We start from the raw sequence: 13,312 nt of genomic DNA on the forward strand, positions 1-13,312 counted from the left end.
GGCTCACCCCGTCAGCGGGATGTTGCCCCCGCCGCCCCAGAACAGGTACGACAGCAGCAGGTTGAGCAGGACGATCGTGACGATCGACTGGCGGATGGCGCGCCCCGCCGCCACGCCCACGCTCACCGGCCCTCCGGTGGCGTGGAAGCCGTAGAAGCAGTGGATCACGATGACGGCGAAGGCGAACACGCCCACCTTGGCGACGCTGAACACGATGTCGCTGACCGGCAGGTACAGGTAGAAGTAGTAGTCGTAGACCCCGGGCGCCAGCCCGAACAACGCCGTGCACATCAGCCGGGTGGCGAAGAAGCTGGCGAACAACGCGATGAGATAGATCGGCATCAGCGCCAGCAGCGCCGCCACCACGCGGGTGCAGACGAGGTAGGTGAAGGCGTTGATGCCCATCACCTCCAGCGCGTCGATCTCCTCCGAGATGCGCATCGCGCCCAGCTCCGCCGTGAACGACGAGCCCACCTGCGCCGCCAGCGCCGTGGCCGCGATGATCGGGGTGATCTCGCGGACGTTGGCGAACGAGCCCACCAGGCCCATGAACGACTCGGCGCCGATCGCCTGCAGCCCCTGGTAACCCTGCAGGCCGACGGTCGCGCCCACGACGAACGCCATCGTGAACACCACGAAGATCATGCCGCCGCCGATGACCGTCGCACCGACGCCGACCACGACGTCGCTGACCTGCCTGACGACGACCTTGGCGTACTTCAGCCGCAGCACCACGTCGCGTACGGAGTAGAAGAGCACCTTCCACACGAACAGCGGCCAGTCGGCCAGCGTCGCGAACCGCTCGGCGATGTCCCGGCCACGCAAGGCGAGCCTGAGACCTGCCGTGCGCGTCATGGCCATCAGAGCGACCTCGGCGGGTAGGCCAGGAAGTAGACGGCGGAGATCACGTAGTTGAACGTGAACACCAGCATGAACGTCACCACGGTCGACTGGTTGACCGCCCGGCCCACGCCGACGGGGCTGGTCGCGCAGGTCATGCCCTTGTAGCAGGCGACCGCCGCCGCGATGAAGCCGAAGATCCACGCCTTGAACAGGGTGACGTACAGGTCGGAGGCGACGACCAGCGACAGCGCGCCGTCGAAGTACGCGCCCGGGGTGACGCCCTGCACGATGACGTTGAAGAAGTAGCCGCCGCTCGCGCCCGCCAGGATGACCAGCGGGCACAGGCACACCGCGATCGTGCTGGCCGCCCACATGCGCGGAGTGACCAGCCGGTGGATCGGGTTGACCGACATGACCTCCATCGCGCTCAGCTCGTCGCGGATGTTGCGCGCGCCGATGTCGGAGGTCATCGCGCTGCCCCCGGCCCCGGCGATCAGCAGCGCGCTGGCCAGCGGCGCCACCTCGCGGATGAGGCCGACGAAGACCGCGCTGCCGGTGGCCGAGCCCGCGCCGAGCTGCCAGGCCAGCTCGCCCACCTGGAGCGCCACGGTCGCGCCGAGCGGCAGGGAGACGAGCAGCACGGGCACGCTGGTGACGCGGGCCAGGAACCAGCACTGGTCGACGAACTCCCACCACCAGCGGCGCACGTCCCAGCTGCGGCGCAGCCCCTCCAGGACGATGACGAACAGGTCACCGACCTGGCCGAGCACCGACCCGGCCCTACGTCCGACGAACCCGGACAAGGCCATCAGCTGACCACCTCCGCCGCCTACGGATCAGTCACCCTACTGACGGGTTGTCCGGCAGTCGATGCTCTGCCGGTAATTTGAGGAAAAGGTATGAGACGCAGCTCACACCTTGTCAGCTCCGCACGAAACGTGATCGGCCCGTTACGCCAGGGTGGCCATCCAGGACTCGATCTCGTCCGGGTGGCGGGGGAGCCCGCCGGACAGCAGGGTCGCGCCGCCGGCGGTGACGACCAGGTCGTCCTCGATGCGGATGCCGATGCCGCGCAGCTCCTCGGGCAACGTCAGGTCGTCGGGCTGGAAGTACAGGCCGGGCTCAACGGTGAGCACGTGCCCCTCCTCCAGCACGCCGTCCAGATAGACCTCCGAGCGCGCCCGCGCGCAGTCGTGCACGTCGAGGCCGAGCATGTGGCCGCTGCTGCACAGCGTGTAACGCCGGTAGAGGCCGCTCTCCATGAGGGAGTCGGTCGAGCCCTTCAGCAGGCCCCAGTCGCGCAGGCCGTCGCAGATGACGCGCATGGCCGCCAGGTGGAAGTCGCGGAAGCGGGCGCCCGGCCTGAGCGTGGCGATGGCCGCCGTCTGCGCTTCGTACACCAGCTCGTACGCCTGCCGCTGGATCGGGCTGAAGCGTCCCGACAGCGGGAACGTACGGGTGACGTCGGCGGTGTAGAGCGTGTCGGCCTCGACGCCCGCGTCCATCAGCAGCAGGTCGCCGGGCGACAGCCGGCCGTCGTTGCGGATCCAGTGCAGCACGCAGGCGTGCGACCCGGCGGCCACGATGCTGTCGTAGCCGGTCGCGTTTCCCTCCAGCCGCGCCCGCAGCCCGAACACGCCCTCCAGGTAACGCTCGCCGCGCGGGTGCCCGAGCGCCTGCGGCAGCGCGCGGACCACGTCCTCGAAACCGCGTGCCGTCGCGTCCACGGCGTGCCGCAGCTCGCCCAGCTCCCACTCGTCCTTGACCAGCCGCATCTCCGACAGGAAGGACTCCAGCTCGGCGTCGCCGTCGCCGCGCGCCGCCCGCGCGTCCACCGAGGCGTCCACACCGCGCAGCACCCTGGCCGGGCGGCCCTCCAACTCCAGGTCGCGGATGTGCGCGCAGCGCAGCTGGTAGAGCTCCTCGGCCTCCGCCAGGTCCGGCCTGGGACCGGCCCAGAACTCGCCGTAGCGGCGGTCGCGGTAGAACTCCTGGCCCTCCTCGCGCAGCGCGCGCGGCCTGACGTACAGCACCGCCTCGCCGGACGGCTCGATCACCAGCACGTCGTCGGACTCTCCCGCGCCCGTCAGGTAGGAGTACGCGCTGTGCGGCCTGAACCGGTGGTCGCTGTCGTTGCTGCGCACCTTGAGCGTGCCCGACGGGATCACGAGCCGCTCGCCGGGGAAGCGCGCGGCCAGCGCGGCGCGGCGCTTGGCCGCCCACGGCGCGATCGGCCGCGCGCGCACGCCGTCCCGCCGGGCCGGCGCCCAGCCGGTCCGCATGAACGCGGCCAGCTCGTCGGTGACGGGCAGGTCGTGGCTTCCGATGTTGAGCGGCTCGGTCATGCGGCGGTCCCCTTCGTGCCGGACGTGGTATATGGCAGGCAGCCTACGTGAGCGCTTGACTCCATTCTCGAGGGGCAGTTTGCCTTGACGCCGGGGTTGGAACACTGAGGGGCAGAGGTGATGCAGATGCTCATCGGGACGATCCTTCGCGACAAGGGCAGTGAGGTCACGACCGTGACCCCGGCGGCGACCGTGCGGGAGCTGCTCGCCAAGCTCGCCGAGCACAACATCGGGGCCGTCGTGGTCTCCAGCGACGGGGCCGTCATCGAGGGCATCGTGTCGGAGCGCGACGTCGTACGCCGCCTCCACGACCGTGGTGCCGCGGTGCTGGACGACCCCGTGTCCGCGATCATGACCACCGAGGTCCACACGGTCGGCCCCGGCGAGAACGTCGAGTCGCTGCGGCGCACCATGACCACCGAGCGGGTGCGGCACATGCCCGTGGTCGACGGCGGCCGGCTCGTGGGCATCGTCAGCATCGGCGACGTGGTCAAGAGCGCGATCGAGGAGTTGGAGACGGAGAAGGCGTCGCTCGTCGACTATCTGCATCGTTGACAGTGATGGGACGCTTGGTCCGTGATGTACGGGCCTCCTCCTCCACCTGAGTATCCCCGGGCGACGAGCAGTCCGACGATCATCCTGCTCGTGTCGGGGCTAGCGGCCCTCCTCGGGTTCCTGCTGGGGGTGTTCGTGGGGTTCGGCGCGAGCACGTCGACGGAGGCGCCCCCGCCCAGGATCACGGTGACGACCGAGGTGACGGGCGCGCCCGATCCCACGGCGCCCGATTCCGCGCCTTCCCAGACGGCCCCGTCGCAGACCGTCCCCTCGCAGCCCGTGCCGTCCGGGACGGCTCCCTCGCAGCCCGTTCCCTCGCAGACCGGACCCGTGCAGACCGGACCCGCGCAAACAGGGCCCGCGCAGACCGGCGGCGCGAGCACCGCGCCGGCCGGCAATCCCGCGTCCCTGCGGACGCTCGTCGTGGGCAGGGACGTCCAGCCCGGCACCTACAGAACGTCCGGGCCGGCGGCCGGGTTCGGCATGTGTTACTGGGCCCGCATGAGGAGCGCGGACGGCGATGTGATCGCGACCGGCATGCCGACGGGCGCCGCCACGGTCACCATCGAGGCCACGGACAAGGCGTTCCAGACCGGCGGATGCGCGGAGTGGACTCCTGCATGACGCTTTTATGCGTCAAAGTCTGGACAACAGAGCAGGAACGCGCAATTCTGGCGGGCAATAGAAGGGAGGTATGCCTGAGCGTGCTGGCGTGACGTCCTACGGTATGGGCCACGCCACTCCGGTGTCCCTGGCCCGGACACGCAGCGGAGAGTGCGGAACAGCGCGCATCGCCACTTGTCCCGAACTGTGTCGTTCGCGAGGAGTGTCCATGCGTCTTCCCGCCCTGATATCCGCAGCCACCCTGGTGGCCGCACTGTCCGTCCCCCCGTTCGCCCTCCTGCCCGCCGCCGCGTCCGCCGCGTCCGCTACCGTGTCCGCCGCCGCATCGGCCCGGGTCCCGGCCACAACACCGGTCGCGACCGGCCTTCCCGCGCCGGTCCCGTGCGACGGCTGCTGGCGGCCCGCACTGAAGACGAGCTGGCAGTGGCAGCTCTCCTCACTCCCCGTCAAGCCCTATCCGAACGTGCGGATGTTCGACATCGACGGCTTCGACGCCGCCGAGGACGGCACGATCGTCGCGTCGCTCAAGGCCGGCAGGCCGGACCGCGGCCTCCTCTGCTACATCAGCGCCGGCACGTTCGAGGACTGGCGCCCCGACGCGGCGCGCTTCCCCGAGGAGTGGGAGGGCGAGCGGTGGCTGGACATCCGCGCGTACACCGGCACGCTCGGCGAGATCATGAAAGCCAGACTCGACATGTGCAAGGCCGCCGGATTCGACGCGGTGGAGCCCGACAACGTCGACGGATACGGCAACGACAGCGGTTTCCCGCTCAAGGCGGCCGACCAACTGGCCTACAACGCCTGGTTCGCCAACGAGGCGCACAAGCGGGGGCTGTCCGTCGCGCTGAAGAACGACGTGGCGCAGATCCCGCGGCTCCTGCCGTACTTCGACTTCGCGGTGAACGAGGAGTGCTGGCAGTACACCGAGTGCACCACCGCCCAGAACGGCGGCGACTACGGCTACGACCAGTTCGTCAAGGCGGGCAAGGCGGTGTTCCAGGTCGAGTACGACCTGGCGCCCTCCGCCTTCTGCGCCCGGTCCAACGCTCAGAACTTCAACTCGCTCAAGAAGAAGTACGAGCTCGGCGCCTACCGCGTACCCTGCCGTGGCGCGTGACTTCGACCTGCTGGTCGTGGGCGACGCCAACCCCGACGTGGTGCTCTCGGGGGCGCCGCGCGGGCTGGCGTACGGCCAGCGGGAGCAGCTCGTCTCCGGCGGCGACCTGGTGCTCGGCGGGTCCGGCGCGATCACCGCGTGCGGGGCGGCCAGGCTGGGCCTGCGCACCGCGTTCGCCGGCCGGGTGGGCGACGACGCGGCCGGGCGCTTCGTCCTGAACGCCATGGCCGAGCGCGGGGTGGACGTCTCCCACTGCGTGCTCGGTCCCCGGCCGACCGCCATGACCGTCGTGCTGGCCGACGGGCCTGACCGGGCCATCCTCACCTCGCCCGGCTGCCTGCCCGACCTGACCGTGGACGACGTGCCGCGCGGCCTTGCCAGGCACGTGCACGTGTCATCCTATTTCCTGCAACCAGCGCTGGCGGCCGGTCTGCCCGGTTTCCTGGCGGGGGAGCGGCGGGTCGGCGCCACCACCTCCCTGGACACCAACGACGACCCGGCGGGGGCATGGGACGGCCTCGGCGACGTGCTGGGCGAGGTGGACGTGTTCCTGCCCAACGCCGCCGAGGCCGTGCACATCGCCCGGTCCGTCGCCGCCCGCCTGACCCACAGCGCGGGCCCGCCCCCGGCCGGTCCGTCCGCCGCGACCGGTCCGTCCGTCTCCGCCGGTCCGTCTGCCGGCGCAGGAGCGTCCGGCACGGGTCAGGAGGGCGTGGAGGCCGCCGCGGCGCGGCTGGGCGCGCTCGGGCCCGCCGTGGTCGTCAAGAACGGCGGCGACGGCGCGCTGGCATGGGAGCGGGGGCGGCTGGTCCGCGCGCCCGCCGTGCCCGTGGAGCCGGTCGACACCGTCGGCGCCGGCGACAGCTTCAACGCCGGGTTCCTCGCCGCCCGGCTGCGCGGGATGAGCCTGCCCGAATGCCTGCGCGTAGCCGTGACCTGCGGCTCCCTGTCGACCCAGGCGGCCGGAGGCACCGCCGCCCAACCCACGTGGAAACAACTATGAAGATCGTCTTTCTCGGCGCAGGCAGCGTCGAGTTCACCCAGGGCCTGCTGGCGGACCTGGTCGCCTTCCCCGACCTGGGGGAGTTCGAGGTGGTGCTGCACGACATCCACCGCGAGCGGCTCGACACCGCCGAGGCCGCCGCCCGCGTCATCGCCGCCGACCGCCCCGTCAAGATCAGCGCCCACCTCGACCTGCGGCGGGCGCTCGAAGGCGCCGACTTCGCGATCAACATGATCCAGGTCGGCATGATCGACGCCACCCGCGTCGACTTCGAGGTGCCCGCCCGCCACGGCCTGCGCCAGACCATCGCCGACACCATCGGCGTGGGCGGCATCTTCCGCGCCCTGCGCACCTTCCCCGCGCTGGACCGGATCGGGCAGGCCATGGCGGCGGCCTGCCCCGACGCGTGGTTGCTCAACTACACCAACCCGATGGCCATGAACGTGTGGTACCTGGCCGCCGCCACCCCCGTGCGCAACGCGGTCGGGCTGTGCCACTCCATCTACTGGACGGCCCACGACCTGGCCGAGCTCGTCGGGGTGCCGTACGAGGACGTGTCGTACCTCGCGGCGGGCGTCAACCACCAGTCGTGGATGCTGCGGTTCGAGTCCGGCGGCGAGGACCTGTACCCGCGGCTGGACGAGGCCGTCGCCCGCGACCCCGGGTTGCTGCGCCGGGTGCGCGTGGACATGTACCGCAGGCTCGGCTACTACCCGACCGAGACCAGCGAGCACTCGGCGGAGTACGTGCCCTGGTACCTGCACGACGAGGCCGAGATCGAGCGCCTGCGCATCCCCGTCGGCGCCTACGTCGGCATCAGCGAGGAGAACGTGCGCCAGTACGAGGCCACCCGCGACGCGCTCAGAGCGGGCCGGCCGATCACCGTGGAGGGGACCATGGAATACGCCCCGCAGATCATCCACAGCATCGCCACCGGAACCACCCGGACCGTCTACGGCAACGTCCAGAACAGGGGCCTGGTCGGCAACCTGCCGGCGGACTGCGTGGTCGAGGTGCCGTGTGTCGCCGACGCGCTCGGCGTACGACCTCTCGCGGTCGGCGACCTGCCCGCCCAGTGCGCGGCGCTCAACCGCGCCTACGTCAACGTCAACGAGCTCACCGTGCGCGCCGTCACCGAGGGCCGCCGCGACCATGTGCGGCACGCCATGATGGCCGACCCCAACACGGCCGCCTCCCTCACCGTCGAGCGGATCGACGCCCTGTGCGAGGCGCTCTTCGAGGCCCACGGCGACCTGCTCCCGGAATCGCTCAGGAGGCGGTCATGAAGGTTCACGGCGCGGCGGCGCTGCTCCTCGTCGCGGGACTGCTGGCCGGCTGCGGCTCGTCCTCCTCGGACGACGCCGGCGGGCCGGTCGAGATCACCTGGTGGCACGGCCAGGTCGAGACCCAGGCCAAGGTCATCGAGAGGCTGGCGGCCGACTACAACAAGGCGCACCCGGACGTGAAGATCAGTCCCGCGGTCGGCACCACGAACGTGGACGACATGCTGCAGAAGGTCCAGGCGGTGCTGGCCGGCGGCAAGGCGCCCGACATCGCGTACATGTACGGCACTTGGATGCCGCACCTTGCCAAGAACCCCAAGGTGTACGACCTGACCGCCACCGTGAAGGCGCCGGAGTTCGGCTGGGACGACTTCTGGCCGTCGGAGCGGGCCGTGTCGGAGGTGAACGGCAAGGTCGTCGGCGTCCCCGCGGTGGTCGACAACCTGGGCGTCATCTACAACAAGAAGCTCTTCGACGCGGCCGGGCTGGAGTACCCGGACAAGGACTGGACCTGGGACGACTTCCGCGCCGCCGCCGGGAAGCTGACCAAGGACGGCGTGTACGGCACCGCGTACCCCGTCACCGGGGCCGAGGACACCGTGTGGCGGTTCTGGCCGATGATCTGGCAGCAGGGCGGCGCCATCGTGACGCCCGACGGCAAGAAGTCGGCGTTCAACACCCCGCAGGCGGCGCAGGCGCTCGGCCTGTGGAGCGCCATGGCCCGCCAGGATAAATCCGTTTATCTCGACCAGAACGGTGAGAAGTTCCTGCCGCTGTTCCAGAGCGGCAAGGTCGGCATGATCATCGCTGGTCCGTGGGCGCTGCTCGACATCATCGACCACAAGATCGAGTACGGCGTCCAGGTGCTGCCCGGCTACAACGGCAACCACGAGACCATCGCCGGGCCGGACAACTGGGTCGTGTTCGACAACGGCTCGCGCCGGGCCAAGGCCGCCGCCGACTTCCTCACCTGGCTCACCCGGCCCGAGCAGGACGCCCGGTGGACGCTCGGCCTGGGCAACCTGCCGATCCGCAAGGCCACGACCGAGCTGCCGGCGTACGAGAAGTTCATCAAGGACATCCCCGACATGGACGTGTTCACCGCGAACCTCGACAACGCCAAGCAGGCCAGGCCGCACCTGCCCGCGTACCCGGAGTTCTCCGAGAAGGTCGGCAACGCGATCAGCGAGGCTCTCGTCGGCGGCACGCCCCCGCAGGAGGCGCTGGCCACGGCCGCCACCGAGGCCGACACGGTGCTCGGGCGGGCCCGATGACGGTGTTCGCCGCGCAGGCGGGCGGGCGGCGGCGCGGGGGCCGCCGCCTGCTGCCCGACCTGACCGGGTGGGGCTTCGTCCTGCCCGCCACGCTGGTGATCGTCGGATTGAGCCTGTTCCCCGCGGCGTGGGCGCTGCTGCTCTCGCTGCGGGACGGCGACCTGCTCACCGGCGGTGACTACGTCGGGCTGCGGAACTACAGCGACATGCTCGCCGACACCGAGCTGGCCGCGGCGGCCGGGCACACGGCGGTCTACACGGTGCTGTTCGTACCCGGCTCGGTGGTGCTCGGGCTGGCGCTGGCTCTTGCGCTGAACCTGAAGATCCGGCTCATCGGCTTCTACCGCACCTGCTTCTTCGTCCCCTACGTCGTCTCGGCCGCCGCCACGGGCATCCTCGCCAACTTCGTGTTCGACCCCGACTTCGGCATCGTCAACGCGGGGCTGAAGGCCGTCGGCCTGCCCGCCATGGGGTTCCTGCAGGACCCGGACCAGGCCATGCTCACGCTCGTCCTGATCTCCATCTGGGGCGGCGTCGGGATGCCCGCCGTGGTCTACCTCGCCGCGCTCCAGGACATCCCGCGCGAGCTGGTCGAGGCGGCCAGGGTCGACGGAGGCGTCGGCCGGCACGTGCTGCGCCACGTGGTGCTGCCGCAGCTGCGCCCGGCGACCGTCTTCCTGCTGATCTGGCAGACGATCACCGCGCTGCAGCTGTTCGACCTCGTCTACACCACGACGAAGGGTCAGCCGCTCGACTCCACCACGACGATCGTGTTCTACCTCTACCGGCAGGCCTTCCAGCTGTTCCACTCCGGCTACGGCACGGCCATCGCCTACGTCCTGTTCCTCGTGACGCTCGCGATCTCGGGCGCCGTCCTGTGGCGGAGCGCACGGTGAAGCCCAAGCTGAAGGGCAGGCACCTCGCCCACCTGATCCTGATGCCGGCCGCGCTGCTGTTCGTTGCGCCGCTGGCCTGGATGGTGCTGACCGCCTTCATGCCGGACAGCGACATCAACACCTACCCGCCCAAGCTCTGGCCCGAGCACTTCACCATGGCCGGGTTCACCCGCATCTTCACCGAGGACGACTATCCGCTCTGGCTGGCCAACACCGTGATCGTGGCCGTGGCGGCCGTCGCCGGGCACGTGGTGCTCTGCTCGCTGGCCGGCTACGGCTTCGCCCGGATCGGCTTCCGCGGCCGCGGGCTCACCTTCGGCGCTCTTATGGCGACCATCATGGTGCCCACCCAGGTGCTGATGATCCCCACGTTCCTGCTGTTCAAGAACATGGGACTGATCGACACCCTCGGCGCGGCCATCGTCCCGTGGCTGGCGTCGGCGTTCGGCGTGTTCCTCATGCGGCAGTTCTTCCTGTCGCTGCCCAAGGAGCTGGAGGAGGCCGCGACCATCGACGGCTGCTCCCGGCTCGGCGTGTTCTTCCGGGTGGTGCTGCCGCTGGCCCGGCCCGCGCTGGCCACGCTCGTCGTGTTCACGCTGCTCGGCGCCTGGAACGACCTCCTGTGGCCCCTCATCGCCATCTCCTCCGAGGACAGCTACACGCTGCAGCTCGGCCTGGCCACCTTCTCCGGGGCCCGGCACACCGAGTGGTCGGCCCTCATGGCCGGCAACGTCGTGGCCGTGCTGCCGCTGGTCGCCGCCTTCGTGCTGGCGCAGCGCCACTTCGTGGCCACCATGAGCTTCAGCGGCCTCAAGGGCTGAACGTGAGAGGTTTGCGCGGGTAGGGCGTGCGTAGGAGGATGCGCACAGCCCACGAAGGAGGAAGTCATGTCGGTGTTGAAGAGCCTTGTCGACAGCGTGCGCGGCGGTGCGATCGAGGTGGTCGACCTCACCGCGCCCCTGTCGTCAGAAACGCCGATCCTCCAGTTGCCCGAGCCGTTCAGCAACACGATCCGGTTCTCTCTCGAGGAGATCAGCCACTACGACGACCGCGGCCCCGCCTGGTATTGGAACGACATCCACACCGGCGAGCACACGGGAACGCATTTCGACGCCCCCGTCCACTGGATCACCGGGCGTGACGGCGAGGACGTCTCCCAGGTGCCCCCGCGCAACCTGATCGCGCCGGCGGTCGTCCTCGACTTCGCCGACGAGGCGGCGAAGGATCACGACTTCCTGCTGAGCATCGACCACGTCAAGGAGTGGGAGCGCGCTCACGGCCCGCTGCCCGACGGTGGCTGGCTGCTCTACCGCACGGGCTGGGACACCCGCTCCGGCGACCAGGACGACTTCCTGAACGCCTCCCACACGCCCGGCATCTCCGTGGAGTGCGCCGAGTGGCTGGCCGCCGAGACGCCGATCGTCGGGCTCGGCGTCGAGACCGTCGGCACCGACGCGGGCGCCGCCCACTCCTTCGCCCCGCCCTTCCCCTGCCACTCCTTCCTGCTCGGCGCCGGCAAGTACGGGCTGACCCAGCTGCGCAACCTCGACCGCCTGCCCGTGACCGGCGCCGTGGTGCTCGCGCCGCCGCTGCCCATCGTGGGCGGCTCCGGCAGCCCGGTGCGCGTGCTCGCCCTGGTGGAACGTTGATCGTCGCGGAGGCCGTGGGCCGGGCCCTGGCCGCCTGCGGGGTCGAGACCGCCTTCGGGGTGGTCGGCAGCGGCAACTTCCACGTCACCAACGCGCTCGTGGCCCACGGGGTGCGTTACATCGCCGCCCGCCACGAGGGCGGGGCCGCCACCATGGCCGACGCGTACTCCCGCATGAGCGGGCGCGTCCCGGTGGTGTCGGTGCACCAGGGGCCGGGGCTGACGAACGCGATGACCGGCATCGCCGAGGCGGCCAAGAGCCGCACGCCGCTGATCGTGCTCGCTGGGGAGGCCACCGACGTCCACTCCAACTTCCACGTCGACCAGGACGCCCTGGCCACCGCGGTGGGGGCGGTGCCGATGCGGGTCACCTCGGCGGGCACCGCGACGGCCCAGGTCGCCGAGGCCTTCCGGGTGGCCGTGGAGGAGCGGCGTACGGTCCTGCTGAACCTGCCGCTCCCCGTCCAGGCCGCCCCCTTCGACCCCGCCTCGACCGGGGACGCCGAGCCCGCCGCGTCGGCTGCCGGGGGAGCCCCGGTGGCAGACCGAGCGGAGGGCGGCGAAGCGTTCGCGAAGGGTGGAGAGGCGTTCGAGGACCTGGCGCGGCTGGCGGAGGAGGGCGAGGCGTTCGAGGACCTGGCGCGGCTGCTGGGCGCGGCCCGGCGGCCGGTGTTCATCGCGGGGCGCGGAGCCCGGCACGCGCGTGGCGAACTGGAAGAGCTGGCCGGCCGGGTGGGCGCGCTGCTGGCGACCTCCGCGGTGGCCAGAGGCCTGTTCCGCGGCAACCCCTGGGACCTCGACGTGAGCGGCGGCTTCGCCACCCCGCTCGCCACCGAGCTGATCAGGGGCGCCGACCTCGTCGTCGGATGGGGATGCGCGCTCAACATGTGGACCACCGGCCACGGCGGCCTGATCTCGCCGGGGGCGAAGGTGGTGAAGGTCGATCTCGACCCGGGCGTCTTCAAGGCGTACACGTCCCCCGACCTCGGCGTGGTCGGCGACGTGGCCGCCGTGGCGAGGTCCGTGACCGCCCGCGTCGCCGGAGCCGGCGGTTACCGCTCGCCCGAGATCGGGCGGCGCATCCAGGCCGAGGGGCGCTGGCGGGACGTCCCGTACGACGACGAGAGCGCAGGCGGCCGGATCGACCCGAGGACGCTCACCATCGGGCTGGACGACCTGCTGCCGCACGAGCGGATCGTCTCTCCCGATTCCGGAAATTTCATGGGATACCCGTCGATGTTGATGGATGTCCCTGACGAGTTCGGGTTCTGCTTCACCCAGGCGTTCCAGTCGATCGGGCTGGGCCTCGCGACCGCGATCGGCGCCGCCGTGGCCCGTCCCGACCGGCTGCCGGTGGCGGCGCTCGGCGACGGCGGCGCCCTCATGGGCCTCGCCGACCTCGAGACCGTCGTCCGGCTGGGCCTGCCGATGGTGATCGTGGTCTACGACGACGAGGCGTACGGCGCCGAGGTCCACCACTTCGGCCCCCACGGGCACCCGCTCGGCACGGTCACCTTCCCGCCCGCCGATTTCGCCGCCATCGCCAGGGGCCACGGGCTCGACGCGGTCACGGTCACCGAGCAGGCCGACCTGGCGGGCGTGGCCGCCTGGCTCAACGGTTCCCGGGAACGTCCGCTGCTGGTGCACGCCAAGGTCACCCGGGACCACGGCTCCTGGTGGCTGGAGAACGCCTTCAAATCCCACTGACCCCGCGCACCGTGGGA

13 protein-coding genes are annotated in these 13,312 nt (G+C 70.8%); 10 read left to right on the top strand and 3 right to left on the bottom strand.

The features are described 5' to 3' along the window. Positions 1-3 precede the first annotated feature (3 nt). The 3 genes from E1292_RS11950 to E1292_RS11960 all read right to left on the bottom strand — a co-directional run bounded on the left by E1292_RS11950 (position 4) and on the right by E1292_RS11960 (position 3,188). Entirely contained in the window at positions 4-861 is an 858-nt protein-coding gene (locus tag E1292_RS11950; protein ID WP_132595035.1) for an ABC transporter permease, read from the bottom strand. Then, positions 861-1,652: an MlaE family ABC transporter permease gene (locus E1292_RS11955; RefSeq protein ID WP_165974487.1), complete on the bottom strand. Its 792-nt coding sequence runs from the start codon at positions 1,650-1,652 to the stop codon at positions 861-863. Before E1292_RS11955 ends, E1292_RS11950 begins: the two co-directional genes overlap by 1 nt. 141 nt (positions 1,653-1,793) lie before the next feature. Beyond that, a complete protein-coding gene (locus tag E1292_RS11960; protein ID WP_132595037.1) occupies positions 1,794-3,188 on the bottom strand; it encodes an aminopeptidase P family protein in 1,395 nt (464 codons plus the stop codon). Between the two features lie 126 nt (positions 3,189-3,314). Here E1292_RS11960 and E1292_RS11965 point away from each other — a divergent pair, with 126 nt between their 5' ends. The 10 genes from E1292_RS11965 to E1292_RS12010 all read left to right on the top strand — a co-directional run bounded on the left by E1292_RS11965 (position 3,315) and on the right by E1292_RS12010 (position 13,295). Continuing rightward, entirely contained in the window at positions 3,315-3,743 is a 429-nt protein-coding gene (locus tag E1292_RS11965; RefSeq protein ID WP_132595039.1) for a CBS domain-containing protein, read from the top strand. Positions 3,744-3,833: 90 nt separating this feature from the next. Further along, positions 3,834-4,367, top strand: coding sequence for an Rv1352/Rv1906c domain-containing protein (locus tag E1292_RS11970; protein ID WP_132595041.1), 534 nt, complete (start codon positions 3,834-3,836; stop codon positions 4,365-4,367). Positions 4,368-4,575: 208 nt separating this feature from the next. Beyond that, positions 4,576-5,484 carry an endo alpha-1,4 polygalactosaminidase gene (locus tag E1292_RS11975; RefSeq protein ID WP_132595043.1) on the top strand — a complete coding sequence of 303 codons (909 nt, stop codon included), beginning with the start codon at positions 4,576-4,578 and terminating at the stop codon, positions 5,482-5,484. Then, positions 5,474-6,487: a carbohydrate kinase family protein gene (locus E1292_RS53630; RefSeq protein WP_132595045.1), complete on the top strand. Its 1,014-nt coding sequence runs from the start codon at positions 5,474-5,476 to the stop codon at positions 6,485-6,487. Before E1292_RS11975 ends, E1292_RS53630 begins: the two co-directional genes overlap by 11 nt. Beyond that, positions 6,484-7,773 (top strand): alpha-glucosidase/alpha-galactosidase, encoded by a 1,290-nt coding sequence (locus E1292_RS11985; protein ID WP_132595047.1) that lies wholly within the window; start codon positions 6,484-6,486, stop codon positions 7,771-7,773. Before E1292_RS53630 ends, E1292_RS11985 begins: the two co-directional genes overlap by 4 nt. Continuing rightward, positions 7,770-9,044 (top strand): ABC transporter substrate-binding protein, encoded by a 1,275-nt coding sequence (locus E1292_RS11990; RefSeq protein WP_132595049.1) that lies wholly within the window; start codon positions 7,770-7,772, stop codon positions 9,042-9,044. Before E1292_RS11985 ends, E1292_RS11990 begins: the two co-directional genes overlap by 4 nt. After that, positions 9,041-9,940 (top strand): carbohydrate ABC transporter permease, encoded by a 900-nt coding sequence (locus tag E1292_RS11995; RefSeq protein WP_132595051.1) that lies wholly within the window; start codon positions 9,041-9,043, stop codon positions 9,938-9,940. Before E1292_RS11990 ends, E1292_RS11995 begins: the two co-directional genes overlap by 4 nt. Beyond that, positions 9,937-10,761 (top strand): carbohydrate ABC transporter permease, encoded by an 825-nt coding sequence (locus tag E1292_RS12000; RefSeq protein ID WP_220446779.1) that lies wholly within the window; start codon positions 9,937-9,939, stop codon positions 10,759-10,761. Before E1292_RS11995 ends, E1292_RS12000 begins: the two co-directional genes overlap by 4 nt. A gap of 66 nt (positions 10,762-10,827) precedes the next feature. After that, a complete protein-coding gene (locus E1292_RS12005; protein WP_132595053.1) occupies positions 10,828-11,589 on the top strand; it encodes a cyclase family protein in 762 nt (253 codons plus the stop codon). Beyond that, entirely contained in the window at positions 11,586-13,295 is a 1,710-nt protein-coding gene (locus E1292_RS12010) for a thiamine pyrophosphate-binding protein (protein ID WP_132595055.1), read from the top strand. The genes E1292_RS12005 and E1292_RS12010 overlap by 4 nt, the downstream gene beginning before the upstream one ends. Positions 13,296-13,312 lie beyond the last annotated feature (17 nt).

It is taken from the genome of Nonomuraea deserti (assembly GCF_004348685.1).
Lineage (GTDB): Bacteria > Actinomycetota > Actinomycetes > Streptosporangiales > Streptosporangiaceae > Nonomuraea > Nonomuraea deserti.

What these genes read in the sequence shown, in the direction of transcription:
- E1292_RS11960 (WP_132595037.1), bottom strand. Translation starts at nt 3,188, where the DNA reads ATGACCGAGCCGCTCAACATCGGAAGCCACGACCTGCCCGTCACCGAC.
- E1292_RS11985 (WP_132595047.1), top strand. Translation starts at nt 6,484, where the DNA reads ATGAAGATCGTCTTTCTCGGCGCAGGCAGCGTCGAGTTCACCCAGGGC.
- E1292_RS12005 (WP_132595053.1), top strand. Translation starts at nt 10,828, where the DNA reads ATGTCGGTGTTGAAGAGCCTTGTCGACAGCGTGCGCGGCGGTGCGATC.
- E1292_RS11965 (WP_132595039.1), top strand. Translation starts at nt 3,315, where the DNA reads ATGCTCATCGGGACGATCCTTCGCGACAAGGGCAGTGAGGTCACGACC.
- E1292_RS11990 (WP_132595049.1), top strand. Translation starts at nt 7,770, where the DNA reads ATGAAGGTTCACGGCGCGGCGGCGCTGCTCCTCGTCGCGGGACTGCTG.
- E1292_RS11950 (WP_132595035.1), bottom strand. Translation starts at nt 861, where the DNA reads ATGGCCATGACGCGCACGGCAGGTCTCAGGCTCGCCTTGCGTGGCCGG.
- E1292_RS11995 (WP_132595051.1), top strand. Translation starts at nt 9,041, where the DNA reads ATGACGGTGTTCGCCGCGCAGGCGGGCGGGCGGCGGCGCGGGGGCCGC.
- E1292_RS11975 (WP_132595043.1), top strand. Translation starts at nt 4,576, where the DNA reads ATGCGTCTTCCCGCCCTGATATCCGCAGCCACCCTGGTGGCCGCACTG.
- E1292_RS11955 (WP_165974487.1), bottom strand. Translation starts at nt 1,652, where the DNA reads ATGGCCTTGTCCGGGTTCGTCGGACGTAGGGCCGGGTCGGTGCTCGGC.